This is a genomic window from Microbacterium oleivorans, assembly GCF_001691565.1.
In the GTDB taxonomy this organism is placed as follows: domain Bacteria; phylum Actinomycetota; class Actinomycetes; order Actinomycetales; family Microbacteriaceae; genus Microbacterium; species Microbacterium oleivorans_B.
In genome coordinates, this window is sequence record NZ_MAYO01000003.1 from 1,619,910 (window position 1) to 1,644,893 (window position 24,984).

Consider the following 24,984-nt stretch of genomic DNA (forward strand, 5'->3'; position numbering starts at 1 on the left):
CCGAGGGGGACGCCATGGCCTGGCGCATGCCGAGCGAGACCGCCCCTCACGAGCGCACCTGGATGGCCTTCCCCCGCGAGGGCTTCACCCTCGGCGGCACCGACGCCGCCCGCGACGAGGGCTACGCCGCCTGGACGGCCGTCGCCGCCGCGGTCGCCCGCTTCGAGCCGGTCACCATGGTCGTCGATCCGACCGAGACGACCCGCGCGCGTCGCATGCTCCCGGGCGACGTGACGATCGTCGAGGCTCCCGTCGACGAGTTCTGGATGCGGGACCACGGCCCCACCTTCGTCGTCGACGACGAGCGGCCCGGCGCCCTGGGCGCCGTCGACTGGATCTTCAACGGCTGGGGAGCGCCCGACTGGGCCGAGTGGCAGAAGTCCGCCGCGCACGCGCGCCTGATCGCCGGCGAGGTCGGCGCGGAGCTGATCCCCTCCGACATCGTCAACGAGGGCGGCGGCATCCACGTCGACGGTGAGGGCACCGTCCTGCTCACCGAGACCGTGCAGCTCGACCCGCGCCGCAACCCCACCGCCGACCGCGCCCGCATCGAGGCCGAGATGGCCCGCACCATCGGCACGACGCGAGCCGTCTGGCTGAGCCGCGGCCTCACCCGCGACTACGACGACCTCGGCACCAACGGCCACGTCGACATCGTCGCGACGATCCCCTCACCCGGCCGAATGCTGCTCCACGATCAGCGCGACGCATCGCACCCCGACCACGCCGTCACCGCGCAGCTGCGCACCGAAGTCGAGGCGCAGACGGATGCCGTCGGCCGCCGCTTCGAGATCGTCGCCCTCCCCGCACCCGAGGCCCTCACCGACGCCCACGGTCCCGTCGACTGGAGCTACGTCAACCATCTCGTCGTGAACGGCGGGGTCATCGCGTGCGGTTTCGGCGAGAAGAAGGCCGACGCGCGGGCCCGCGCGATCCTCGCGGAGGCGTACCCGGGACGCGAGGTCGTGACGGTCGACGCCCGTCCGCTGTTCGATCGCGGCGGCGGTATCCACTGCATCACGCAGCAGCAGCCGAAGGTCACCCGATGATCGACGTCGTGGAGGCGCCGATCGCCGACCTGCGCGCCGCCCTCGAGTCCGGCGAGGCCACGGCGGTCGAGCTCGTCGACGCCTACCTCGCGCGCATCGACGCGTACGACGGGCCCGCCACCGAGACGGCGTTGAACGCCGTCGTGGTGCGGAACCCTGACGCGCGCGCCGAGGCCGCGGCATCCGATGATCGTCGTGCTCGCGGCGAGACCCTCGGACCCCTCGACGGCATCCCCTACACGGCGAAGGACAGCTACCTCGTGCGCGGACTGACCGCCGCGGCCGGGTCGCCCGCCTTCGCCGACCTCGTCGCGCAGCGCGACGCGTTCACGATCGAGCGCCTGCGCGCGGGCGGCGCGATCTGCCTCGGCCTCACGAACATGCCCCCGATGGCGAACGGCGGCATGCAGCGCGGGGTCTACGGCCGTGCCGAGAGCCCCTACAACGCGAACTGGCTCACCGCTCCGTTCGCGAGCGGCTCGTCGAACGGCTCGGGCACCGCGACGGCCGCGAGCTTCGCCGCGTTCGGTCTCGGCGAGGAGACCTGGTCGTCCGGCCGCGGCCCCGCCTCGAACAACGCGCTCTGCGCCTACACACCCTCGCGCGGTGTCATCTCGGTGCGCGGCAATTGGCCGCTCGTCCCGACGATGGACGTCGTCGTGCCGCACACCCGCACGATGGCCGACCTGCTGGAGGTGCTCGACGTCGTCGTCGCCGACGATCCCGAGAACCGCGGAGACTTCTGGCGGGCGCAGCCGTGGGTCGAGCTCCCCGCAGCCTCGCAGGTGCGGCCCGCGTCGTACCCGGCGCTCGCGCAGGACGCCTCGCTCAACGGGGTGCGCCTCGGCATCCCGCGCATGTACGTGAACGCCGATCCGGATGCCGGGACCGGCACAGGCATCGGCGGCCCGACCGGTCAGCGCATCGAGACCCGGGAATCGGTGCTCGAGCTCTGGCGCGCGGCGCGCGAAGACCTCGAGGCCGCCGGAGCGACCGTCGTCGAGGTCGGCTTCCCCGTCGTGAGCGACTACGAGGGCGACCGATCCGGTGCGCCGACGATCGCCGACCGCCTGCCCGAGGGCTACCTCGACCGCGAGATCCTCGACCTGTCGGCCTGGGCGTGGGAGGACTTCCTCGCGGCGAACGGCGACCCAGCACTGTCGACCCTGGCGGGCGTCGACGGCGCGACGATCTTCCCGCTTCCGTCCGGCACCCTGCCCGACCGGTACACCGGCTTCGATGACGACATCTCCGAGTACCCCGACTGGGTGCAGTCGCATCCGGACGCCACGCTCGACGACATGCCCGAGCTCGCCGACGGCCTCCGCGCCCTCGAGAACATCCGCCGCACCGACCTCGAACAGTGGATGGATGCCGCCGGCCTCGACGCCGTCGTCTTCCCCGCCGTCGCCGACGTGGGCGCCGCCGACATGGACGTGAATCCCGCCTCGGCCGACCTCGGGTGGCGCAACGGCGTATGGATCGCGAACGGCAACCTCGCGATCCGACACCTCGGCATCCCCACCGTCACCGTCCCGATGGGCACGATGACCGATATCCGGATGCCGGTGGGCCTCACCTTCGTCGGGCGCGCCTACGACGATTCCGCCCTGCTCCGCCTCGGCGTAGCCTTCGAACGTCTGGGTACCCGCCGGACGCCGCCGCCGCGCACACCCGCGCTCCCCCGCACCACCTCGGAGACCCGATGACCCAGCCTGCACGCATGCACGACGTGACCGACGAGACCCGTCAGATCGTCGACCTCGTCCTCGACTACTCCCGGCAGCGGCTGCTCACAGACGACAACCCGCTCGACAAGCCGCTGCCCCCGGCCGAGCTCGCCCGCCTCGCGGGTGTGACGATCAGCGAGCAGGGAATCGGCGCGCGCAAGGCGCTCGGCATCTTCGAGCACGTGCTGGCGCCGGCGTGCATCACGACCGACGATCCGCGGTACCTGTCGTTCATCCCGAGTGCGCCGTCGAAGGCCGCAGCCGCATTCGACCTCGTCGTCTCGGCGAGCGCGCTCTACGGCGGATCCTGGCTCGAGGGCGCGGGCGCTGTCCACGCCGAGAACGAGGTGCTCCGCTGGCTCGCGAACGAGTTCGGTCTCCCGGCGACGGCGGGTGGAGTGTTCGTGCAGGGCGGGACGCTCGGCAACCTTTCGGCGCTCGTCGCCGCGCGGGAGACCGCCCGGGAACGCGGCATCCGTCCCGACCGCTGGCGTGTGGTCTGCTCGGCCGAGGCGCACTCCTCGATCGCGTCGGCGGCCCGCGTCATGGATGTCGAGGTCGTCCCCGTCGCTCCGGATGCCGGGGGTGTGCTGCGCGGAGATGCGGTGCGCGCCGCGCTCGAGGAGCACGGCGACAGCGTGTTCGCCGTGGTCGCGACCGCCGGGTCGACGAACTTCGGGATCGTCGACGACATCGCGTCGGTCGCCGAGGCGACCCGGGAGTTCGGCGTGTGGCTGCACGTCGACGGCGCCTACGGACTCGCGGCAGCGCTGTCGCCCGAAGCGCGGCACTACTTCGCCGGGTTGGAGCACGCCGACTCGCTCATCGTCGACCCGCACAAGTGGCTGTTCGCGCCGTTCGACGCGTGCGCGCTGCTCTACCGCGACCCCGAGCTCGGCCGCCGCGCGCATACGCAGCACGCCGAGTACCTCGACACCCTCACCGAGACGAGCGACTGGAGCCCGTCGGACTTCGCCGCGCACCTCACGCGCCGAGCACGCGGCCTGCCGCTGTGGTTCTCGCTCGCGACCTATGGCGCCGAGGTCTACCGCGAGGCGATCACGTCGTCGATCACCCTCGCCGAACGGATCGCCGCCGAGATCGAGTCGCGCGACGAGTTCGAGCTCGTGCGGCATCCTCAGCTGAGCGTCGTCGTCTTCGAACGGCGCGGGTGGACGAAGGACGACTACACGGCCTGGTCGAACCGCCTGCTCGACGACCAGCACGCCTTCGTCACGCCGTCGAGCCACGCCGGCCGCACCAACGCCCGCTTCGCGATCCTGAACCCCCGCACGACGTTCGAGGACCTCGTCGGGATCCTGAACACGATGCGCTGAGCGGAACGACTCGGCTCAGGCGATGACGTTGCGGCGCGTGAGCTCGGGCTCGCGCGGAGGCACGAGCCAGTTCACCGCCGCGATGCCGAGCGGCAGCGCGACGGCGAGCGCCGCGAGCAGCCACCACGGGATGTCAGCGAGATCCAACGGAAGCCCGGCGGTCTGCGACTGCAGCCAGAACCCGATGGGCGGAAGGATGCCGGCGGCCGCCCCCGCGAAGGTGCCGAACCCCGCGATCACGAGACCCTGCCACAGTCCGATCCGGCGCCGAAGCCCCGGCGTGCCGCCGACCGCGGCGAGCGTCGCATCATCGGGCCGCCGCTCGAAGCGGGCAAGACCGAGGGCCACGGCACTCGCGCCGAGGACGAGGACGGCGACGGCAGCCAGGAGCGGGACGAGCCAGACTGCCGGACTACCGGGTCCGGTTTCGCGCCAGAGTGAGACCTGATAGTCCTCAACCATGAGACCGTCGGAGAGCTCGTACAGATGGTCGTTCGAGTTCATCTCCGATCCCTCGGGGAACGCGGCGAGCACCCGCCTCGGCACTACGTCCACGCCCCAGGCTCGGGCGGTCTCCGGGGTGATGGCCGCGACGATGCCCTGATGAGGCGCGGTGACCGCGATCGCCGGGGCCGTGCGTTCCCATTGAGGGTCGGAGACGCCGTCTTCGGCCCGCCAGATGTTACTAGGCACTTTGCCTTCGAGGTACTCGCGCGCCCTCCAGGACGCCGCGGTGATCCGGCCACCGGTGATGTACCTGCTATCACTGACGATCACCGCACCAGCGACGTAGTCGGCGCGCTGAGCCGGATCCAGAGTTACGTGCATCGCTGTCTCGAGATCGTCCACGGCCACGATCGAGAGGTTCTCAGAGGGGTAGCCGTTGTAGGAGACCGCTCGCCCGTCGTCCTCGCCGGGCGGCAGCAGCGATTGTTCGGGCGCGACGAGCATCGCGCGATCGAGATCGGCAGGGAGGTCGGAAGGCGCCCCGACGTAGATGTCCGGCTGTGCGCTTACCAGTGCCGTGGATGTCGCACCCGACGCGATGAACATGCGCTCGACGTCGTTTGCGGCCTCCTGGCCGACTTCTGCGGTCAGGAGTGGTTCGGACATAGGGGAGATATCGCCGACGATTGTGCCCGAGGGTGCGGTGTACGTGTAGCTCCGGGCCCCCTGCTCAGCCGACATCGTGCCCATGGAGACCGCGAAGACAGCGACGAACACGGTCGCCCCGATAGCGGCGAAAGCGGGGACGGTGCGAGCCCCATTCGCGACGGCGTCCCGAGAGGCGAGACGGGCAGCGAGTCCTACGCGCGATAGTGCCCGTGACGCGAGCCAGAGCAGCCAGCGACCGGAGAGGAGGATACCGATCTGGGCGAGCACCGGGCCGCCGATGATCCCCACGATCGGAATCCAACGGAGCGCTGAGTCCCAGGCGATCGTTGAGCTGACGGCCACGGCGCCCGCCGCGATGCCCGAGACGACTGTCAGTGCCACGCCGACCAGGATCAGCAGCGACCCCCACAACGGCCGCGAGGCTGTGACAGTCAGGGGGCGGCGCGCTCCGCGCAGAGCAGAGATCGTGTCCGACTTACCGACCGCACGTGCGGGCATCCAGGCTGACGCCGAGCCGACAACGACCGCGAACATGAGGACGCCCCCCAGCAGTAGCCACGGCACATGGAATCCCCAGAACCTCGTCGCGGAACCATCATCGAAGACAGGAATCAACACGGCGGCAAGCCCGACACCGAGCCCCAGGCCCGCACACCCGCCGACAAGCCCCAGAACCGCCCCCTGGAGGAGGACGACTCGGCGAAGGTCGCGCGGCTCCGCGCCGACGCTCGCGGCGATAGCGAGGGCTCGCTGTTGACGCCGAGCGCTGACAGCAAAGGCCGCGCCAGCGAGCAGGACCACCATGTACCCCGAGGCGAGACCGCCGGCCCCGATGGCGCCCGCTAGAGCGAACTTTTGTTGCTGCTCCTGCTCCGCCGCGGTGGGACTTCCGTAGTCGTCCCCCACGGGAGAAGTGAACGGCGGTGGGGTCAACACGAGCTGCCGCGAGTAGACGCCGAAGCCCGACGCATTCAGCGCCTTGAGCTGCGAGATCCCGATGTCGGCTTCGGGCAGATAAAAACGCACAGGGGCGTATCGATCGGAGTCGGCGAACGCGAGGGCGACCTCGTCGGCGGCCACTTCGGCATCGCGGAACGTCCCCGTGATCGTGAACTTCTGACCACCGGCGAGCGACAGCGTCTCGCCGATGCCGACGCCCGCGCGGGTCAGAGTGGCGGGCGTGACGAGCACCTGTCGGTCATCAGTCGGCGCACGTCCCTCAGCGAGAGCGAAATGCCCCACGAAGCGTGGGTCCGTGACGTCGCCCGCCCACGCCTTCACTCGGGCGATCCCCGCGACGGTCTCGACACGTTCCTCCCCTGAGGAGAGGGGCACGATCTCCGTCCCCGCAGCCAGCGCATTCGTGGGGTCCGTCGGCATCTCCCCCGTCTCGTCACCCATCGCCCCAGAGCCCCAGGTGGACTCGTTGCCGTGCGTGTACGGATCGTCCGGCACCTGCCAGAACCCGGACTCGGCCGGCCACATCGGTTCGACCCAAGCCGACATCCGCCCGAGTTCGACATTCACCCGCTCGGCAGCGGTCGAAAACGTGCTCGAGACCAACACCGCCATCCCCGCCATCCCGGCGATCGGCAGGGCGATGAGCGACATGATCAGCAGCGATGACACCCACGCCCGGCGCACCTGACGCCGCGCGATACGGACGGACACCCGCACGCGCGCCGCGCGCGAGGGCTTCGGCTTCTCGGCGCGACGCCGCGCCCCGGCATCCGCTCGGGGTCGGTCATGCACCGCGGTCATCGCACGTCCGACAGGAGCGCGTCGGCGCCGCGGCGCTGGGACTCGTCGACGATCCGGCCGTCGCGGAGGAAGACGATGCGGTCCGCCCACGCCGCGTGCCGTGGTTCGTGTGTGACGAGGATGCCGGCTGCCCCTTGGTCGACGCGGTGCCGGATCATCTTCATGACCGCCTCACCCGTCACTGAGTCGAGGGCGCCCGTCGGTTCGTCGGCGAGGATCAGCCGGCGGCCGCCGACCACGGCACGGGCGATCGCCACGCGCTGCTGCTGGCCTCCCGACAGGTCGTCGGGGTAGGAATCGAGCTTGTCCTCGAGCCCCACCGAGGCGAGGGCATCCCGACCCGCACGGCGCGCCACCCGGGCTCGGAAGCCGTCGAGCTCGAGCGGCAGCGTCACGTTCTCGACCGCCGTGAGGGTCGGGATGAGATTGAAGTCCTGGAAGACGAACCCCAGGGAGCGCCGCCGGAGCTGCGCGAGATCGCGACGTGTCGCCGTCGAGAGGTAGGTCCCCTCGACGACGACTTCGCCGCTGGTGGGCTTCTGCAACCCGCCTGCGATCGACAGGAGCGTGGATTTGCCCGAACCGGACGCTCCCATGATCGCGACGAGCTCACCCTTGTCGACCGTCAGATCGACGCCCGACAGTGCTGAGACGCTCGTCTCGCCCTCGCCGTACTGCTGCGTGACCCCCACCAGCTGCAGGACGGCGGCGCTCATCCGACGACCGCCTCGGTGTCGCTCGCCTCGGATTTGGCGGGCCTCCCCCGTTTGGGAGTCTCTGTGGACAGCTCGAGCCCCATCGTGCGGTGCGGATGCCGCGCGAGGCGCTGCTCGGTGTGATCGAGCCATCGGGTCTCGGCCTCGGCCGCGAAGATCATCGAATCGACGACGAGCGACCAGGCGAGTTCTTCGGGACCGTCCGGATTCGAACCGGCGTACTTCGCCCGGTTCAACTCCTGGAGCTGGCGCAGCGACGCGGAACGCTGTCGCTGGATGACGGCGCCGAGGTCGACGCCGGGCAGGGTCGCGGCGACCGCGAGCTTGATCGCGAGTTCGTCGCGGGTTCCCTGCGCACGCTCGACGGGCGCGTCGAGCCAGGCCTGCACCTCGGCGGATCCGGCATTCGTGATCTGCCAGTAGACGTGGCCCTGCTCGTCGACGTCGCCCTTCTCGACGAGGCCGTCGCGCTCGAGTCGGTCGAGGGTGTTGTAGATCTGACCCACGTTGAGGGGCCAGGTCGACCCGGTGCGGCGGTCGAACTCCGCGCGCAGCTGGTAGCCGTAGCAGGGACCCTGATCCAGGATCGCCAGCAGGCTCTGTCGTACCGACATCGGAACTCCTCGCTGCATACCGGGTATGTGTTTTCTGAGTATATGCATACCGAGCAACATCCACGCAACGCCGTGCCGCCCTACGCTGGAGGCATGGCCGATGACCGCGCCGCGAGCGACGACCCCCGCCTCCGTGCGGCGCGGTATCGCGTCGAGCAGGCGGCACAGGAGAACGGCGAGGAGCCGCCTGTCGAACCGGAGCGTCACACAGGGACGCCGACCGGCACGGAACGGGCGATGTACGTCGAGACTGCCATCCAGCAGGCGATCCGTCGCGGCGAGTTCGACGACCTGCCCGGCGCCGGGAAGCCCCTCGAGGGCCTCGGCGGCTCGCACGATCCGGACTGGTGGATCAAGCGCAAGATCCAGACCGAGCAGCTCTCGGGCCTCGGCCCACCGGCGCTGCGTCTGCGCATCGAGCACGCCGAGTTCGAGGACCGGGTCGACGCCCTCCACCGCGAGGAGGACGTCCGCGAGTACACCGCCGACTTCTCCCGCCGCGTCGTCGAAGCGCGTCGGCAGCTGCAGGGCGGACCGCCCGTCGTCACCCCGACGCGCGACCCCGACACCGAGGTCGCCGCGTGGCGGGAACGCCGCGCGGTGCGGGCCGCGGCATCCGCTCCTCCCGAGGAGACCGCGAAGCCGCGCCGTCGCTGGCGGCGTCGGTGAGACTCAGCCGATAGCGGCGCGCCACTCGGCAAGCAGCCGCGCGATCGTCTGGGTCTCGGCCCAGGGCACTTCGGGCGCCTCGGTGCGCCCATCGCGGAGCGCGCGGATCGTGGCATCCGCCTCGGCCGCCATCGGCTGCACCGTCGGCACCTCGATCTCCTCGCGCGTGCCGTCGGTGCGGATGAGGGTCGCCGCCTCGGTGCTGTCGGTGCGACTCCCCCACACGTTCGGGATCTCGAGCGTCGCATCGCGCCCGACGATGCGCGTCAGCCGCGGGAGGTCGTGCACGATCGCGGTGCGGATGTTCGCCGACGCGCCGCCCAGATCGATGGATGCCGCCGCGCTCACGTCGACGCCGGTCTCGCCGATCGTGCCCGCCGCCGCCGGCACGGCCAGCTCCGACAGGTCGCGCCCCGTCCAGGCCGCGACGCCGACGACGAGCGACAGCGGGTAGCAGCCGACGTCGAGGATCGCACCGCCCGCCGTCGCGGGGTCGAACAGCCTCCCGGTGTGGGACCCGGCGGCAAACCCGAGCGAGGACTCGATCTCGACGAGGTCGCCGAGCGCACCCCCGCCGACGAGGTCGCGCAGACGGTCGGCGAAGGGGCCGAAGCGGTACTTGAACGCTTCGACGAGCGGGAGTCCCGCGTCGCGCGCGGCGCGGATCGCGGCATCCGTCTCCGCCGGCGAGACGCCGAGCGGTTTCTCGCAGAGGACGGCTTTGCCTGCGGCCAGGGCCTGCTGCACGAGCTCGGTGTGCGTCGTGTGAACCGTGCCGATGTAGACGGCGTCGATGTCGTCGCGGTCGAGGATCTCGTCGTACGTGCCGACGACGGCTGCGCCGTGAGCTGCGGCGAACTCCTCCGCCCGCGAGATGTCACGCGCGCCCACGGCGTAGAGACGCCCGAGCTCCGAATCGGGGAGCGCGTGGGCGAAGTCCCCGCTGATCGCTCCGGCACCGAGGATGGCCCAACGTGCGTGTGTCATCCGGCCACGCTATCGCTCGCGCGGCGGACCGAATGCAGGTTCAGGAGCGCTTCGGATGCCGGTGGCGCCGCGATCACACCGTTCTCCCTGCACTCGGCACACGTGGCACCACGCCGCCGCGCCGCCGTCGTCAGGCCTCGAGCGCCTGCTGAATGTCGGCGAGCAGGTCGTCGATGTCCTCGATGCCGACCGACAACCGGACGACCTCGACAGGTACGGCCGCCTCGGTGCCGCGCACCGAGGCATGGGTCATCGCATCGGGATAGTTGACGAGCGACTCGACGCCGCCGAGCGATTCGGCGAGAGTGAACAGCCGCAGCGACTCAGCGAAGCGCCGCGCCGCCTCGCCCGATTCGAGCGCGAGCGACACGATTCCGCCGAAACCCGACATCTGCCGCGCCGCGAGCTCGTGGCCGGGGTGCGACGCCAGGCCCGGGTAGTAGACCTTCGCGACCCGGTCGTGTCCGTCGAGGAAGGATGCCACCGCCATGCCGTTCTCGCTGTGACGCTGCATGCGCACGGCGAGCGTCTTGATGCCGCGCGTCGTGAGCCACGCGTCGAGCGGGCCCGACACGGCGCCGACGGCGAACTGGATGAAGCCGACCTTCTCAGCCAGCGCGTCGTCGTTCATGACGAGCGCGCCGCCGACGACATCGGAGTGACCGCCGAGGTATTTCGTGGTCGAGTGCACGACGACGTCGGCGCCGAACGAGAGCGGACGCTGCAGCGCGGGCGTCGCGAACGTGTTGTCGACGACGACGAGGGCTCCGACGGAGTGGCCGACCTCGGCGAGGCCGGGGATGTCGGTGACGCGAAGCAACGGGTTGGACGGCGTCTCCACCCACAGGATGCGAGGCGCCTTCTCGGCGACGGCGGCACGGACGGCGTCGAGGTCGCTCATGTCGACGACGCGGAGCTTCACTCCCCAGTCGCCGAGGACGCGCGAGATCAGGCGGAAGGTGCCGCCGTAGACGTCGTTGCCGAGGAGGACCTCGTCTCCCGGGCGCAGCACGGCGCGCAGCAGCGCGTCCTCAGCCGCGAGGCCGGAGGCGAACGACAGGGCGTGCGAGCCGCCCTCGATCGCGGCGAGCTGCGTCTGCAGCGCCGTACGGGTCGGGTTGCCGCTGCGGCCGTACTCGTACCCGCCGCGGAGGCCACCGATGCCGTCCTGCGCGTAGGTCGTCGAGAAGTGAACCGGGGGGATGACGGCGCCGGTGGCGGCGTCGGGCTCCTGACCGGCGTGGACGGCGAGGCTCGCGAAGCCGCGAGCGGAGGACTGTGCACTCATGCGAGGCTCCCTGTGGTCTCGGTTTCGGTGGCGACGGAGAAGCCGTGGGAGGTCATCCACTCGTCGTCGTAGATCTTGCTGAGATAGCCGCGGCCGTGGTCGGGCAGGAGCACGACCAGGACGTCGTCGGCGCGCAGGTCGCGGGCGACGCGGAGCGCCGCCACGACCGCCATGCCCGACGAACCGCCGACCATGAGCCCCTCTTCACGGGCCAGTCGTCGCGTCATGGCGAACGCCTCGGCATCCCCCACCCGCTCGTACGCGTCGACGACGGTCGGATCGAAGGTTGCGGGCATGAAGTCCTCGCCCACCCCTTCGACGAGGTAGCCGTGGATGTCGCCGCCGGAGTAGATCGACCCCTCCGGGTCGGCTCCCACGACAGTGACCCGCCCCGACGACGCCTCTTTGAGGAACCGCCCGGTGCCGCTGATCGTCCCGCCCGTGCCGACGCCGGCGACGAAGTGGGTCAGTGCGCCGTCGGTGTCGCGCCAGATCTCGGGTCCGGTCGTCTCATAGTGTCCGCGCGGCCCGTTGAGGTTGGCGAACTGGTTCGGCTTGAACGCGCCGGGAATGGATGCTGCGAGCCGATCCGACACGCTGTAGTAGGAGTCGGGGTGCTCGGGCGGAACGCTCGTCGCCGTCATGACGACCTCGGCACCGTACGCCTTGAGGACGGCGACCTTCTCGCCGGCGAACTTGTCGGGGACGACGAAGATCATGCGATAGCCGCGCTGCTGCGCGATGAGGGCGAGGCCGACACCGGTGTTGCCGCTCGTCGGCTCGACGATCGTGCCACCGGGTTTCAGATGACCGTCACGCTCGGCGGCGTCGATGATGTTCCGCGCGATGCGGTCTTTCGCCGAGCTACCGGGGTTGAAGTACTCGACCTTCGCGAGGACCGTGGCGGCGATGCCCTCGGTGACCTTGTTCAGGCGGACGAGCGGTGTGTTGCCGACGAGATCGGCGATGGAGGTGGCGTAACGCACGAGTTTCTTCCTGACGGGATGCCGCACGCGCAGAGGTGCGGTCGCTGTGTGGGGTCGCGGATATCGCCGGGGATCCGGCGGTCAGCGACGACAACAGCGAAGGGTCAGCACCCGACCAGAGTAGCGGACCCCCGGCATCCGCGGCGGTCGTCATCTGCCGCAACAGAAGGAAAGGTTCGGACACATGACCCTCGCTGCCGCTGCGCGAACGTAGGTTCGTCGTATGACTTCTCCCGCACACGCCGCACCGGACGACCGGGCCGTCTCCGGGTTCTCGGAGTCGCTGTCCCCCGACGAGTTCAAAGCCGTGTTCCGCGGTCACCCGGGCGGCGTCGCCGTCATCACCGCTGACGCCGGGGACGGTCCCGTCGCACTCACGGCGACGTCGGTGTCGTCGGTCAGCGCCGACCCGCCCCTGCTCATCTTCTCGGTGTCCGCGCAGTCGTCCGCCGCGCCCGTACTGGCCGCGGCGGAGACCGTCGTCGTCCACCTCCTCGATTCGGACGACCTTCGGGTCGCCGAGGTGGGCGCCACGAGCGGGATCGATCGTTTCGCCGAACTCCCCTGGTCGCGCCTCGTGACGGGCGAGCCTGTGTACAACGGGGTCCGCGCATGGGTGCGGTGCGCCGTCATCGATCGAATGGATGCCGGTGGCTCCACCGTTATCGCGGCTCACGCCATCCAAGCCAACATCGCGCGCGAGACGTCGGCGCCGCTCGTCTACCACAGCCGCACCTGGCACCGGCTGGGCCCCGACACCGCCCTGTGACCGGGCCCTAGGCCGTCGTCACGAGCGTCGTGCGAGCTCCTCGAGAGCCGCGGCGATCCGGCGAATGGTGTCCGCCGTCGTCGCGGCGTCCTTCTCGTCGAGGTTGTCGATCACCGAGACGACGGCCGCATGGTGGGCGCCGTACACCTCGTCGACGAGATCGCCTGCCGACTCGGTCGGCACGAGGTAGTGTGCCCGGCGGTCGGTCGGGTGCTGCTCGCGCAGGACGTATCCCTTGCCGACCAGACGCTCGATCACGTTGGTGACGGTGGCGCTCGACGTACCGAGCATCACGATGAGGTCCTTCGGGCTGATCTCGCGCTCTTCGCGACGGGCCTGCACCAGATAGCGGAGCGCTGTGAGGTCGATCCCACCGAGACCGGAGATCCGCTGCGACCTGTCGGCTTGGACCTGCTCGGCGTGGCGGAGCTCGAGGATGGCACTGCTGAGACGCCGGCCCGACTCTGTCTGAGGCTGGGCAGCGTAGAGGTGGGTGTGCTCGTGTCGCACGATGGATTGAGGCATGTCAGCTCCTCGGCTCGTGACGGGTGTCCAACATCATCCGATCGCCGCCCGAGCCTCGGCCGCGTCCGGATATGTTCCCACGAGCCCCCCGGCGTGATCGCGGGCGATCCAACCGGTACGACCTTTCTCGACGGTTCCTACGAACCGTCCGTGGGTGTTGCCGACCCAGAAGCCCTTCTCCACTTCGTGCCACGTCGCGGTCTCCTCACTGACGTCCACGGAGCTGAACAAGTCGAGCACCTCCATCGGCTTCACCACCTTACATGTCTAAGTCTGTGACAGTTCGTGTCCTTGTCGAAATCAATGATAGACATGACTTATGAAATCTACTAGATGTATTGTTTAGCTAGTAAATAAGGAACGGATCGATGACACCCACACCCGCACACCCCATCCCGGCGCCGTTCGCGGCGATCGGCGTCGCGCTCATCCCCGAGCCGCGTACGGGCCTGCGGGACCGCATCTTCGATGCGCTTTCACGACAGCGCCCGCACCGCACAACGGCTCGGGCCGTCGACCACTAACCCTCACCCACCCGCACCCACACCAGGAGAACGTCATGGGAAGCCTCTACTACGGGAACGTCGAATCCCCCATCGTCATGCCCGACCGCATCCTCGCCCACCTCGCCGCGATCGCGACGACCAAGCTGCGCCGGAGCGAGAGCTTCGTGGTCTCCTGGAAGGGAACCGGGGACGACGGCGAGGGACGCACCACGCTGTGGTTCCAGCCCGCTATCCCCCTGCGTTTCGTCTACGAGCAGTCGGCAGCGATCGCTCTGAACCCTGCGACGCTGCGAGAGATGGCTGACCAGGCGACATCCAACGGCGGACTCGTCCTCGACGCCGATCTCGACATTCCCGAGATCTCCGCGGCGCGCGCCGAGACGCGACGCGCGGTGGTGGCCGCATGAGCCATCCCGACCTCACCGACGAGGCGGATGCATACGAAGACGCGCTCGCCGCGGACTTCACCGAGCGATTCGGAACTCCGCCGCTACTCGTCTGACCCGGTCGTCGGCCAATGACTCGTGCCGCCCCGTCCACCGCCCCCCCACGGTGTCGACGGGGCGGCATGTTTTTTACGCGAAGCGGATGCCGCGCCTCAGGCGCCGGCGTCTGCCTCTCCCGCGTCCGCGGGCTCGGGCACCAGATGAAGACCCGCCGGTGAGTTGGCTGCGTACATGAGCGCCTCGGACCACGCGCGGTTGATGCGCGACTGACGGCTGCCGTAGTACTTGAAGACGAGCGACGCGTGCGGGTGAAGCCAGACGGAGGTGCGCCCCTCGCCGATGCTCTTGTCATCGCGCCACGTGAAGTGGAACGACTCGCCGCGACGGAGCTTGTTGCCGATCACCTGCTGCAGGTGCGCCAGCGTGCGGTCTTCGAAGTCCACCTTGATGGAATCCTCATAGATGAACTTGCCCACAACGGCTCCTGTCTTGTCATCTCGATCGCGAGACGACGCCCTCCCATTATGGTGTCCCCATGGGCCTGATCTACTACGGCGGCTCGGCGATGCCCATCCGCATCAACGACCGGGCGCTCGCTCACCTGAAGGTCGTGGTGGCGACCAAGCTCCGCCGCGCGGAGAGCTTCACACTGTCCTGGCAGCACCCGGACGACTCGCCGGTCGGGCGGACCACCATATGGCTGCATCCGGCGATCCCGCTCCGGTTCGTCTTCGACGAGGCTGAGCCGCCGACACTCGACCGTGCGTGGATCGAGGAGCTCGCGGCCTCGGCCAGTTCTTCCGGGGGAATCCAGCTGACATCGCGGATGTTCGACGACGAGGCGGACACCAGTCGCACGGAATGACAAAACGCCATCGCGGCGAGTCCCCGTGCGGTGGGGGCTCGCCGCGATGTGAGTGCTACAGGCCGTGGAGTCCGGGGGTCACCGGGGCGTGCGGTTCTCCGCACTGATCATCCACGCGAACTGCTCGAGGCTCTCGAGGATGCTGTGCAGGATGTCCGCGCTCGTGGGGTCTTCGTCGTCGACCTCGTCGTGCACCTCACGGCATGTGCCGATGACGGCCTCGAGGCGCTCTGTCACCAGATCGATGACGTCGGCGGTCAAGACCTCGCCGTGGGGGAACTCAGGAAGCGTGGTCGTCTCGGCGACCGTGTCGCTGCGACCGTCGGGAACGGCGTGGAGCGCCCGCATCCGCTCGGCGACCGTGTCGCTGAACTCGCGCGCCGCGTCGATGATCTCGTCGAGCTGGAGGTGCGTGTCGCGGAAGTTCTTGCCGACGACGTTCCAGTGGGCCTGCTTGCCCTGGATCGCCAGTTCGAGGAGGTCTACGAGGACTGCCTGCAGGTTGTCGCTCAGCTTCTTCGAGGCGGTGAAGCCGCGTTCGGCGTTCTGCTCGTCGGTCAGCTGCGCACCCGACTTCGCGGGGCGGCGCTTGTTTCGGGTGGCGGGCTTCGTCTGCGTGGTCGTCATGGGACACACCCTTCTGTCGCGGAACGTGGTGATCCCACGCTAGATCGAAGGCACGGGGTCGTCAGCGGGTTGCGCGGCCTCGGAACCGGTGATAATTCGGAGTCTGGATCAGGCCTGGACGCGGGCGACGGCGGCAGCCATCTCGTCGTCGGTGAGGTCGAGGCCGGCATCCTCAAGCCGCTGTACGAGCACGCTCGCACCATCGAGCCCTTCCTGACCGGCGAGGTCCGCACGCGTCTGGACGACGATGCCGTCGAGCTTCTGCGCGGCGTCAGCGGGGTTCTGCGACATGGCGGGCTCGGATTGGACCGCTTCGCCGGGACGACCGGCGTCTTGTGGATCGCTCATGACGCCAGTGTGGGCGTAGGCATGAGCAGCGGTCATCCCCTTGACCGGTGCCGTGGAGGTGGATATGCCTCAGTGGAGGCGGGGCCGGTCGGGGTGGATGGTCGGGCCGTTCCACAGCGGCGCGAACCCTTCGTGCTCCGTGTCCTCGAAAGCGGCGACGTGTCCCTCCGCGGGGGTCTCGCGGGATTCCGGCACGGGGATGACCGCGATGGGTACGCCGGGGGTGATGAACAGGTAGGCCGGGCTGGCGCTTCCTTCACCGTCGTTGACGGCCAGCCAATGCTGGCCATCGCGAGCGCCCTCTTGAATCTCACGGTGCACGTCCTCGAGGGTCCGGTCGCCGACGCTGTACCACTGGCCGCCGTAGGAGATGTCGATGCGGGTCATCTCGTCCTTTCGGCTTCCGTCGGGTTTCCGGCATCCAGCTTCCGGCCTCTCCGGCCGCGTGTCACCTTCTTGACAGGTCACGGGGCTCGGGGTTAGGGCGACCTCACAAGGCCGCGAGAGGCGGCCGATGAGCGATCGGCTTCGGCTTCCGTCGTCGCGACGCGCAGGCGGCGAGGTGCTGGGCCGCACCCACCAACAGCTCGTCCATCCCGCGGAACCATGCGGTTCCTGCACCGCCGTGGACCCATGTGACGTCGTAGCCGCCGCGTTGCGACTCCTCCACGTAGGCGAGCACACTCGTGGCGTCGGAACGGGCGACACGCGTGTCGCAGAGACGCCACGTCGTCGGCGACAGCGGCTCCAGAGAAAGGTGAGGGACGGGGTCCGCACTCATGATGCACCTCCGAGGTGACGCGCGCAGGGGTCGACGATGACCACCGCAGGGCGAGGCTTGTATGGCCCTCACCATCTCCCCGCATCGCACGGGAACTGAGGGGCTTGACACCGCGCGAGAGCGGGGTTAGCTGCGCGGATGAACTAGCAGATTGCTGCTGCCGGAGTCAATGGCCCCGTCGGGATTTCCTGGCGCACGTACGGTGATAACCGCAAGGTAAGTAGGCGAACGGTCGAGACGTGAGGTGTTCGGGTCACCGATCCTCTCCCGCGCTTATGACAGGCCCCGGCGATCGGGCTTATCGCCGGGGCCTCACCTTCGCAAGGCCCTCCGCCTCGAACGCTCCGCCGCATACGTTCGGGGGAACGAGAGGAGCACTCATGACCGATCACGAGGCCGTGCCCGACCCGGACGCCCCCATCCCGGGCGGCGACCTGCCCGACGAGGATCCCATCGAGGCCGTGTCGCACGCCGCCGCGAACGACGACGCCGTTCCGATCGAGCAGGTGGAGCCGGGGGTCGACCCCGACTCGGCGGACTCGAGCAGATCACTCAACCGCAGAGACTGACGACCTCGACCGAAGGCCGCACCTCGAAGGTGCGGCGTTCGGCGCGTCAGCTGACGGCGACGCTCTGCGCGTACTGGTTGGCGCGGGTCGCGACGTCGTCGATGTAGCGGGTCAGCGGGTTGTACGTGAACACGGCATCCCGCCATGCGGCCTCGGTCGTCATCGGACCTCGGCGACAGAGATAGCGCGCGGCGGCGAGCGCAGCGTCGTCGATCTGGTTCGGGTCCCGAACACCGTCGGCGTTACCGTCCGCGCCCCATCGGCGCCAGGTCTCCGGGATGAACTGCAGCGGGCCGACGGCCCGATCCCACTGGTCGTCGCCGTCGAGGTCACCGCCGTCGGTGTCGTCGATCGCCGCCACCCCGTCGCCGGTCAGGCGCGGCCCGAGGATGCGCGGCGACACCAGGCCGTCCTCGCCGAGCCGAGCACCTCCGTAAGACCCGTGCCGGGATTCCACCGACCCGATTCCGGCGAGGGTGTTCCAGGCGATGGCGCACGAGGGCTGTTCGTGCGCGACGGTGAGATCAGCTGCCGCGTAGGCGATGACGGCACGACGGGGGATGCCGGTGACCTCCGCGACCCGCGACGCCCACGCTCCGTCGACGAGGTCGACCGCCGGCGCGTGTGAGGGGTCCGCTCCCGTGACCGCGAGCGCCGGGGACGGGGTGTCGGCCCACCGCGAGGACACCGGCGGGAGCGGGGTTCCCTGCGGTTCGGATGAGCCCCCCGCTGCGGGCAGGCACGCGGCGAGGAGGATGATGATCGTGGCCGGCGCGACGCCGATTCCGACGGCGAGCGCCGCGAGTCGTCGCCTCCCCGTGCGCGCAGAGGAGCGCGTCCGGCGTCGTGCCATGCGCGTCCTCCCCGGGTTCGATGCCCGTCAACGCTAACCCGCATCCCTGTGCACGCGTCGCACGCGACGGTTAGCCCGCCAAGGCCCCTCACCGACTTTGTCGCGGGTGCCTACGGTCCCGAAACGCGACGTCGATGCATCCGGCATCCTCCTGCGTCGCTCGGACCGGACAGGAGACCGCGACCTGCTCTACGGCATCGGCGCGGAGGAGTTCGGACACGTCGAGATGCTCGCGATCATGATCGCGCAGCTGCTCGAGAAAGCCCCGGTCGAGCAGAGCGAGGCCGCTGCGGCATCAGACCCGGTTCTCGGCGCCGTGATCGGCGGCATGGATGTGCAGGCGGCCATCGTCGCGGGCGCAGGCGTCAGGCCGGTGGACAGCAACGGCAACCCCTGGCAGGCGTCGTACGTCACGGCGAGTGGCAACATGCTCGCCGACTTCACGGCGAACGCGAACGCCGAGATGCAGGGTCGCCTGCAGGTCGCGCGGATCTACAACATGACCGACGACCACGGCGTCCGCGAGATGCTCTCATTCCTGCTCGCACGCGACACGATGCACCAGAACCAGTGGATCCGGGCCGCGCAGGAGCTCCGCGAGGAGGGGGTCGAGGACATCCCCGTGCCCCTGAACTTCCCGCTCTCCAACGAGGCGCGCGAGCACTCGTACGAGTACATCACCTTCTCCGACGGGCATGCGGCCGCGGAAGGCTCGTGGGCGAGCGGCCCGACCCCCGACGGCAAAGGCGAGTTCACCTACCTCGACGGTCCCGATACCTCCGCGCCGATGCCGCCGCCGACGCAGCCCGACCCGCGCTTCTACGGAACGGACGCGAAGCCGAATCTCCTCGACAAAGCCGAGGGCGTCATCAAAGACAAGCTGTCCTGAGGCGTCAGGGATGCCGGGCGGCGTGGCCCGGCATCCCTCGGCTCAGATCGTCTCGATCGCGCCCGTGCCTTCGTCGTGCGGTTCGGACATGATGAACAGCCCGCCCGTCGAGTTCGCCGCGTGCGCCAGCTTCTCGAGCCACGTCCGGTTCAGGGCCGGCGCGCGGGACCCGTAGTACTTGAAGTCGAGGTCGGCGGACGGGTGGATCCAGACGGATCGTCGTCCGTCGCCGATGCTCGCGTCGTCTCGCCACGTGAAGAAGAAGGATTCGCCGCGGCGGAGCTTGTTGCCGATGACGACCTGGAGGTGGGCGAGCGCCCTGTCCTCGACTTCGGCCTTCACCTGGCTGCTGTAGTTGAATCGGCCCATGGGCGGCCCTCCGGCCGAGGAGCCCTCTACCGACCGCGAACACACCGCGCCAGCAGCGCTGCGGATCCGCGGGGCGGCGCTCCTCCGTTGAACAGCCACGTTCCTCGCCTCCGGCGCACCCCGCAACCCCCGGCGCGTCATGCGCCGGGAGTTGATGTCGGCCCGGGCGTGTCGCCCGGGCCGGCGTCAGCGGCGGGATGCCGGTACGAACGCCGCGCGCGCGATCCGGACGACGACGACTGCGGCCACAACCCACGGACCCACGACGAGGAGCGGGTCCATCCAGGTGTGCTTCACGTCGACGCGGCGTCGCCCGAACCTCGACGCGATCGGGCGCCGCCCGCGTTCGCCGAACACCCCCGACTGGGAGAACGGATCATCGGGATGCCGCGAGAACAGCGATCTCACGTGCGCACCGGCCGACTCGACGCGATCGCCGAGGATCAGCAGCATCCAGTGCGGGGTCTGCCCCTCGCTGTAGCGCGCGTACGCGATGCGACGGATGACGCCCGACAGACCGTGGAGCGGTTGGGCGGTGCCGAACACCGGCGTGAGGCGTCGGTGTTCGATCGAACGCTCGCGACCGGCACCGCCGGGCTGCTGCTCGGGGATCTCCCAGTGCGCGCCCGTCTCGATCCCGGGCTGCTCGCGCGGGAAGGCGGGTCGGTCCGCCGGGTCGAGGTCCGCGCCCCACCCGGGGATGCGACGACTGAGCTCGTCAGGATCGGGGGTCTGGCCGGGCTTGTCTGCGGTGTACGGCATGGTTCCTCCTCGCTCAGGCGCCGAACGTGACGACGGGCTTGACGATGCCGTCGAGTTTGGACGAGAACACGTGGTACCCCTCGGCGATGTCCTCGAGGTCGAAACGGTGGGTGATGAGTTCGCGAGGGGCGATGTGACCCGCTCGGATGTGCTCGAGCAGCCGTGGCCACTGCCGCTTGACCGGCGCCTGATTGGCTCGGATCGTGAGTCCCTTGTTCATCGCGTCGCCGAATTTGATGGCGCTGAAAAGCGGACCGTACGCCCCCATGACCGAGACGGTACCGCCCTTTCGGACCGCGTCGATCGCCCAGTTGAGCGCCACGGGCGAACCGCCCTGGAGCTTGAGCTTCGCGGCCGTGACGTGCTGCAGGACGTGTCCGTCCGCCTCGGCGCCGACGGCATCGATGACGGCGTCCGCGCCGAGCCCGTCGGTCATCTTCTTCAGCGTCAGCACGATGTCGTCGACCTCACCGAAGTGCACGGTCTCGGCGAACGCGAACTCGCGTGCCTTCTGGAGGCGGTAGTCGAGGTGGTCGACGACGATGACGCGTCCGGCGCCCATCAGCCAGCACGAGCGAGCGGCGGCGAGACCGACCGGGCCCGCTCCGAGCACGACGACGGTGTCACCCTCGACGATGTCGGCGAGCTGCGAACCGAAGTACCCGGTCGAGAACGCGTCGGTGAGCAGCAGAGCATCCTCTGACGCGATGTCGTCGGGGATCACCTGGGGGCCGACGTCGGCGAAGGGCACGCGCACGAGCTCCGCCTGACCGCCGTCGAACCCGCCGGTGGAGTGCGAGTACCCGTAGATCCCGCCGATCGCCGTCGCGTTGGCGTTGACGTTGTGGCAGTTGGAGTACAGCCCACGCGCGCAGAAGAAGCATGAGCCGCAGTAGATGTTGAAGGGGACCATGACCCGGTCGCCGGGCTTGAGGGTCTGCACGGAGGACCCGACCTCCTCGACCCACCCGATGAACTCGTGCCCGAAGGTGTGGCCCACCCGGGTGTCGGGCATCATGCCGTGGTACAGGTGCAGGTCGGAGCCGCAGATCGACGCGAGCTCGACGCGCACGATGGCGTCGTTCGGATGCGCGATCACGGGGTCGGGCTTGCGGTCGACGCGGATCTTGTACGGTCCGCGATAGGTCATGGCCTTCATCGGTCCTCCTCAGGTTCCGGGCGAGCCTGGTCGCCGGGCACGCGAGGAGGGAGGGGGTTGCGCAGTGCGCGCGGACGTGTCAGCCCGCCGAGTACGCCCCGAGCTCGAAGCGGTATCCCATGCCGGCCTCTGTGAGGATGTGCCGCGGCTGGGCCGGATCCTCCTCGAGCTTGCGCCGCAGCTGCGACACGTACAGGCGGAGGTACCCGGTGTCGCTCACGTGCTCGCTCCCCCAGATCGTCGTGAGGATGGTCTGCCGGGTGACGAGCTTGCCGGGGTTGCGCAACAGGATCTCCAGCAGTTGCCACTCCGTCGGGGTCAGTCGAACGCGCTCCGTGTGATCGCCTGTCGTCTTCGTGACGCTGCGCGCGGCGAGGTCGACCGAGATGGCACCGAACTCGGTGATCGGGTCGGGCTCCTGCTGCGGCGCCCGGCGCGTCAGGGCGCGGATGCGCGCGAGCAGCTCATCGATCGAGAAGGGCTTCGTGACGTAGTCGTCGGCGCCGGCATCGAGAGCGTCGACCTTGTCGGCTGCTCCGGTGCGGCCCGAGACGACGAGGATCGGCGCCTCGGACCAGCCTCGGATCGCGTGGATCACCTCGATGCCATCGAGCTGCGGCATGCCCAGATCGAGCAGGAAGATGTCGGGATGGTGATCCACGGCGGCGGAGATCGCCTGCGCGCCGTCGGCTGCCGCGAACACCTCGTAGCCGCGGGCCGAGAGCGTGATGCGGAGCGCCCGGACGATCTGCGGATCGTCGTCGGCGATGAGGATTCTCATGCGTGCTCCTCCTCGGCGGCGAACGGCAGCGAGACCACCATCGTCAACCCTCCGCCCGGCGTGTCCTCGGGGGTGAGAGTACCGCCCATCCCCTCGACGAATCCCTTCGAGAGAGCGAGACCCAGACCGAGACCGGTGCTGTTGTCCGTGTCACCGAGACGCTGGAAGGGCACGAAGACGTCATCGCGCCGCTCGGGCGGGATCCCCGGGCCGTGGTCGATGATCCGGATCTCGACGACGCCACCGAAACTGCTGGTCGCCACCCGGACCTTCTCCCCCTCGGGAGAATGGCGGAGCGCGTTGGCGAGCAGGTTCACCACGACGCGCTGCAGCAGGACGGGGTCGGCGAGGACGGCGGCATCCGGTTCGAGATGTATGTCGACGGATGCCGGGCCGGCATCCAGCTCCTCGAGAGCCGGGAGGATCGCGTCGGCGGGATCGATCGCGAACAGCGAGACGGCGAGCGCTCCCGCCTGCAGGCGGCTGACGTCGAGGAGGTCGGTGACGAGCGAGGCGAGCGTGCCGAGGGACTCGTCGGCGGTCTGCAGCAGCTCGTCGCGATCACGGTCGCTGTAGGTGCCGCTGCGGAGACCGCCGACGGCGGCTGTCGCGGCCGCGAGGGGACGGCGCAGGTCATGGCTGAGGGCGGACAGCAACGCGCTTCGCACCCGGTCGGACGCCTCGAGGGGCGCGAGGCCGCTCGCGACCTCGGCGAGATCCTGACGCTGCAGCGCGGCATCGAGCTGAGAGACGATCGCGGCGATGATGCGGCGCTCGGAGGCCTGCAGATCGTGCCCGTGCAGCTCGAGCACCGCCCGCTCACCGATCGGCAGCGCGGTGTGATGTCCGTCGCGCAACGGCTCTCCGCTCGACGCGAGCGTCGTCTCGCCCGCCACCAGGCGGACCCCGGCCAATCGGAACGCCTCCCGGGTCCACTCCACGAGCGCCTCGATCGCGCCGCCGCCGCGCAGGACGCTGCCGGCGACGGCCTGCAGGAGCTCGGCCTCGGCCGCCGCCCGTCGCGCGACGCGTGTCGTCCGGGCGGCCCGGTCGACGACGACGCTCACGAGGATGCCGATGATGACGTAGAGAGCGAGGGCGAGCACCTCGCGCGGCGATTTCACCTGCACCGTGTAGAGCGGGTCGACGAAGAAGTAGTTGAGGGTCACGCCGCTGAGCACGGCGGCCCACAGAGCCGGCCACATCCCGCCGATGAGGGCGACCACGACGACGAGCAGCTGATAGCTGAGCACGTCGCTCGTGATCGACTCGGCCGAACGGAACGTCACGAGGAGCCACGTGAGCAGCGGCCCGCCGAGGAAGGCGAGCGCGAAGCCGGCGACCCGTCGGCGCATCGAGAGGGCGCCGCCCAGCCGCGGCAGAGCGAACCGGCCGCCCGCGGCGGAGTGGGTGACGATGTGGACGTCGATGTCGCCGGATTCGCGGATGACGGTGGCACCGATGCCCGGACCGGTGACGAGCGCCGCGAGTCGACTGCGGCGGCTCACTCCGAGGACGAGTTGCGTCGCATTGACCGACCGCGCGAACTCGACGAGCGCCGTCGGCACGTCGTCCCCCACGACCTGGTGGAAGGTGCCGCCCAGTTTTTCGACGAGCGCCCTCTGCTCGGCGAGGGCGCTCGGGTCGGCGCTGCGCAGGCCGTCGTTGGTCGTGACGTGCACGGCGAGCAGCTGGCCGCCGGCGGATCTCGCCGCGATGCGAGCACCCCGGCGCAGCAGGGTCTCGCCCTCGGGACCGCCGGTGAGGGTGACGACGACACGCTCGCGCGCCTCCCACCGACTGTCGATGCCGTGTTCGGCACGGTAGGAGGTGAGCGCCTGGTCGACTTCGTCGGCGAGCCACAGGAGCGCGAGCTCGCGGAGGGCCGTGAGGTTGCCGAGGCGGAAGTAGTTCGAGAGGGCGGCATCCACCCGCTCCGCCGGATAGACGAGCCCGCCCGAGAGCCGGTCGCGGAGAGCCTGCGGAGCGAGGTCGACGACCTCGACCTGGTCTGCGGTGCGGAGCACCTCGTCGGGAACCGTCTCCCGCTGCGGGGCACCCGTGATCTGCTCGACGACGTCGTTGAGGGACTCGATGTGCTGGATGTTGACAGTCGAGATGACCGAGATCCCGGCATCCAGCAGCTGACGCACGTCCTCCCAACGCTTCTCGTTCACCGACCCCGGCGCGTTGGTGTGGGCGAGTTCGTCGACGAGGGCGACACCCGGACGCCGGGCGACCACCGCGTCGAGATCCATCTCCGTCAGCGTCACGCCGCGGTGAGTGACCTCGCGCCGGGAGATCTGCTCGAGGCCCTCGGTCATGCGCGCGGTCGCCGCGCGGCCATGCGTCTCGACGACGGCGATGACGACATCGGTGCCCTCGGCGGCCAGTCGCCTGCCCTCCTCGAGCATCGCGTAGGTCTTGCCGACACCGGGGGCGGCGCCCAACAGCACGCGCAAGCGTCCCCGTCCACCCACTG

At 69.6% G+C, this 24,984-nt stretch carries 29 protein-coding genes; 10 read left to right on the forward strand and 19 right to left on the reverse strand.

Annotated features, from left to right (window positions below; all coding sequences use genetic code 11):
- The first annotated feature begins 14 nt into the window (after positions 1-14).
- Genes BBA86_RS10610 through BBA86_RS10620 form a run of 3 tightly spaced genes read left to right on the forward strand, consistent with a single transcriptional unit; the run spans position 15 to position 4,116 of the window.
- Complete coding sequence (locus BBA86_RS10610; protein ID WP_065571533.1) at positions 15-1,049, forward strand: agmatine/peptidylarginine deiminase; 1,035 nt, start codon at positions 15-17, stop codon at positions 1,047-1,049.
- A complete protein-coding gene (locus BBA86_RS10615; protein ID WP_065571534.1) occupies positions 1,046-2,758 on the forward strand; it encodes an amidase in 1,713 nt (570 codons plus the stop codon). Before BBA86_RS10610 ends, BBA86_RS10615 begins: the two co-directional genes overlap by 4 nt.
- Positions 2,755-4,116 (forward strand): pyridoxal phosphate-dependent decarboxylase family protein, encoded by a 1,362-nt coding sequence (locus tag BBA86_RS10620; protein WP_065571535.1) that lies wholly within the window; start codon positions 2,755-2,757, stop codon positions 4,114-4,116. The genes BBA86_RS10615 and BBA86_RS10620 overlap by 4 nt, the downstream gene beginning before the upstream one ends.
- Before the next feature lie 15 nt (positions 4,117-4,131).
- Here the strand turns inward: BBA86_RS10620 and BBA86_RS10625 are convergent, their stop codons facing one another.
- From BBA86_RS10625 to BBA86_RS10635, 3 genes are read right to left on the reverse strand one after another with little or no spacing between them, the layout of a single operon-like run.
- Entirely contained in the window at positions 4,132-6,993 is a 2,862-nt protein-coding gene (locus BBA86_RS10625; RefSeq protein WP_065571536.1) for an ABC transporter permease, read from the reverse strand.
- The gene (locus BBA86_RS10630) at positions 6,990-7,709 is read right to left on the reverse strand and encodes an ABC transporter ATP-binding protein (protein ID WP_065571537.1); all 720 of its coding nucleotides are present in this window, start codon (positions 7,707-7,709) and stop codon (positions 6,990-6,992) included. The genes BBA86_RS10625 and BBA86_RS10630 overlap by 4 nt, the downstream gene beginning before the upstream one ends.
- Positions 7,706-8,323, reverse strand: coding sequence for a PadR family transcriptional regulator (locus tag BBA86_RS10635; protein ID WP_065571538.1), 618 nt, complete (start codon positions 8,321-8,323; stop codon positions 7,706-7,708). The genes BBA86_RS10630 and BBA86_RS10635 overlap by 4 nt, the downstream gene beginning before the upstream one ends.
- Positions 8,324-8,416: 93 nt before the next feature.
- On the opposite strand from BBA86_RS10635, the gene BBA86_RS10640 reads away from it, so the two are divergent.
- Positions 8,417-8,992, forward strand: coding sequence for a DUF1992 domain-containing protein (locus tag BBA86_RS10640; protein ID WP_065571539.1), 576 nt, complete (start codon positions 8,417-8,419; stop codon positions 8,990-8,992).
- A gap of 3 nt (positions 8,993-8,995) precedes the next feature.
- On the opposite strand, the gene BBA86_RS10645 is transcribed toward BBA86_RS10640, so the two are convergent.
- The 3 genes from BBA86_RS10645 to BBA86_RS10655 form a co-directional block, all read right to left on the reverse strand.
- The gene (locus BBA86_RS10645) at positions 8,996-9,979 is read right to left on the reverse strand and encodes a Gfo/Idh/MocA family protein (protein ID WP_065571540.1); all 984 of its coding nucleotides are present in this window, start codon (positions 9,977-9,979) and stop codon (positions 8,996-8,998) included.
- Between the two features lie 130 nt (positions 9,980-10,109).
- Positions 10,110-11,267: a cystathionine gamma-synthase gene (locus BBA86_RS10650; RefSeq protein ID WP_065571541.1), complete on the reverse strand. Its 1,158-nt coding sequence runs from the start codon at positions 11,265-11,267 to the stop codon at positions 10,110-10,112.
- Positions 11,264-12,253, reverse strand: coding sequence for a pyridoxal-phosphate dependent enzyme (locus tag BBA86_RS10655; RefSeq protein WP_065571542.1), 990 nt, complete (start codon positions 12,251-12,253; stop codon positions 11,264-11,266). Before BBA86_RS10655 ends, BBA86_RS10650 begins: the two co-directional genes overlap by 4 nt.
- Positions 12,254-12,476: 223 nt before the next feature.
- On the opposite strand from BBA86_RS10655, the gene BBA86_RS10660 reads away from it, so the two are divergent.
- Entirely contained in the window at positions 12,477-13,022 is a 546-nt protein-coding gene (locus BBA86_RS10660) for a flavin reductase family protein (RefSeq protein ID WP_065571543.1), read from the forward strand.
- Positions 13,023-13,040: 18 nt separating this feature from the next.
- On the opposite strand, the gene BBA86_RS10665 is transcribed toward BBA86_RS10660, so the two are convergent.
- Positions 13,041-13,547: a MarR family winged helix-turn-helix transcriptional regulator gene (locus BBA86_RS10665; protein WP_065571544.1), complete on the reverse strand. Its 507-nt coding sequence runs from the start codon at positions 13,545-13,547 to the stop codon at positions 13,041-13,043.
- A 33-nt stretch (positions 13,548-13,580) separates the two neighbouring features.
- Positions 13,581-13,805, reverse strand: a complete 225-nt coding sequence (locus tag BBA86_RS10670) for a hypothetical protein (protein ID WP_065571545.1) — start codon at positions 13,803-13,805, stop codon at positions 13,581-13,583.
- Between the two features lie 110 nt (positions 13,806-13,915).
- Between BBA86_RS10670 and BBA86_RS14600 the strand changes: the two genes are divergently transcribed.
- Together BBA86_RS14600 and BBA86_RS10675 are read left to right on the forward strand one after the other, a co-directional pair.
- On the forward strand, positions 13,916-14,071 hold the full coding sequence (locus tag BBA86_RS14600) for a hypothetical protein (RefSeq protein WP_189318456.1): 156 nt from the start codon (positions 13,916-13,918) through the stop codon (positions 14,069-14,071).
- A gap of 35 nt (positions 14,072-14,106) precedes the next feature.
- Positions 14,107-14,460 (forward strand): hypothetical protein, encoded by a 354-nt coding sequence (locus BBA86_RS10675; protein ID WP_065571546.1) that lies wholly within the window; start codon positions 14,107-14,109, stop codon positions 14,458-14,460.
- Between the two features lie 191 nt (positions 14,461-14,651).
- Here the strand turns inward: BBA86_RS10675 and BBA86_RS10680 are convergent, their stop codons facing one another.
- Entirely contained in the window at positions 14,652-14,975 is a 324-nt protein-coding gene (locus tag BBA86_RS10680; RefSeq protein WP_065571547.1) for an ATP-dependent DNA ligase, read from the reverse strand.
- Between the two features lie 59 nt (positions 14,976-15,034).
- Between BBA86_RS10680 and BBA86_RS10685 the strand changes: the two genes are divergently transcribed.
- Positions 15,035-15,364 carry a hypothetical protein gene (locus tag BBA86_RS10685; RefSeq protein ID WP_065571548.1) on the forward strand — a complete coding sequence of 110 codons (330 nt, stop codon included), beginning with the start codon at positions 15,035-15,037 and terminating at the stop codon, positions 15,362-15,364.
- Between the two features lie 78 nt (positions 15,365-15,442).
- On the opposite strand, the gene BBA86_RS10690 is transcribed toward BBA86_RS10685, so the two are convergent.
- The 4 genes from BBA86_RS10690 to BBA86_RS10705 all read right to left on the reverse strand — a co-directional run bounded on the left by BBA86_RS10690 (position 15,443) and on the right by BBA86_RS10705 (position 17,120).
- Positions 15,443-15,991: a Dps family protein gene (locus BBA86_RS10690; RefSeq protein ID WP_065571549.1), complete on the reverse strand. Its 549-nt coding sequence runs from the start codon at positions 15,989-15,991 to the stop codon at positions 15,443-15,445.
- Between the two features lie 108 nt (positions 15,992-16,099).
- Positions 16,100-16,339, reverse strand: a complete 240-nt coding sequence (locus BBA86_RS10695) for a hypothetical protein (RefSeq protein ID WP_065571550.1) — start codon at positions 16,337-16,339, stop codon at positions 16,100-16,102.
- Positions 16,340-16,408: 69 nt separating this feature from the next.
- Complete coding sequence (locus BBA86_RS10700) at positions 16,409-16,726, reverse strand: hypothetical protein (protein ID WP_065571551.1); 318 nt, start codon at positions 16,724-16,726, stop codon at positions 16,409-16,411.
- Positions 16,727-16,829: 103 nt separating this feature from the next.
- Entirely contained in the window at positions 16,830-17,120 is a 291-nt protein-coding gene (locus BBA86_RS10705) for a hypothetical protein (RefSeq protein ID WP_065571552.1), read from the reverse strand.
- 380 nt (positions 17,121-17,500) lie between these two features.
- On the opposite strand from BBA86_RS10705, the gene BBA86_RS10710 reads away from it, so the two are divergent.
- Positions 17,501-17,689, forward strand: coding sequence for a hypothetical protein (locus BBA86_RS10710; RefSeq protein ID WP_065571553.1), 189 nt, complete (start codon positions 17,501-17,503; stop codon positions 17,687-17,689).
- A 46-nt stretch (positions 17,690-17,735) separates the two neighbouring features.
- Here the strand turns inward: BBA86_RS10710 and BBA86_RS10715 are convergent, their stop codons facing one another.
- Positions 17,736-18,542, reverse strand: coding sequence for a lytic transglycosylase domain-containing protein (locus tag BBA86_RS10715; protein WP_065571554.1), 807 nt, complete (start codon positions 18,540-18,542; stop codon positions 17,736-17,738).
- A 145-nt stretch (positions 18,543-18,687) separates the two neighbouring features.
- On the opposite strand from BBA86_RS10715, the gene BBA86_RS10720 reads away from it, so the two are divergent.
- A complete protein-coding gene (locus BBA86_RS10720) occupies positions 18,688-19,431 on the forward strand; it encodes a manganese catalase family protein (protein ID WP_223247121.1) in 744 nt (247 codons plus the stop codon).
- A 42-nt stretch (positions 19,432-19,473) separates the two neighbouring features.
- On the opposite strand, the gene BBA86_RS10725 is transcribed toward BBA86_RS10720, so the two are convergent.
- The 5 genes from BBA86_RS10725 to BBA86_RS10745 form a co-directional block, all read right to left on the reverse strand.
- A complete protein-coding gene (locus BBA86_RS10725; protein WP_065571555.1) occupies positions 19,474-19,800 on the reverse strand; it encodes an ATP-dependent DNA ligase in 327 nt (108 codons plus the stop codon).
- A gap of 186 nt (positions 19,801-19,986) precedes the next feature.
- Positions 19,987-20,562, reverse strand: coding sequence for a hypothetical protein (locus BBA86_RS10730; protein WP_065571556.1), 576 nt, complete (start codon positions 20,560-20,562; stop codon positions 19,987-19,989).
- Between the two features lie 13 nt (positions 20,563-20,575).
- Positions 20,576-21,721 (reverse strand): zinc-dependent alcohol dehydrogenase, encoded by a 1,146-nt coding sequence (locus BBA86_RS10735; protein ID WP_065571557.1) that lies wholly within the window; start codon positions 21,719-21,721, stop codon positions 20,576-20,578.
- A 79-nt stretch (positions 21,722-21,800) separates the two neighbouring features.
- Complete coding sequence (locus BBA86_RS10740) at positions 21,801-22,502, reverse strand: response regulator (protein ID WP_065571558.1); 702 nt, start codon at positions 22,500-22,502, stop codon at positions 21,801-21,803.
- Positions 22,499-24,982, reverse strand: a complete 2,484-nt coding sequence (locus BBA86_RS10745) for an ATP-binding protein (RefSeq protein WP_065571559.1) — start codon at positions 24,980-24,982, stop codon at positions 22,499-22,501. The genes BBA86_RS10740 and BBA86_RS10745 overlap by 4 nt, the downstream gene beginning before the upstream one ends.
- Between the last annotated feature and the right edge of the window lie 2 nt (positions 24,983-24,984).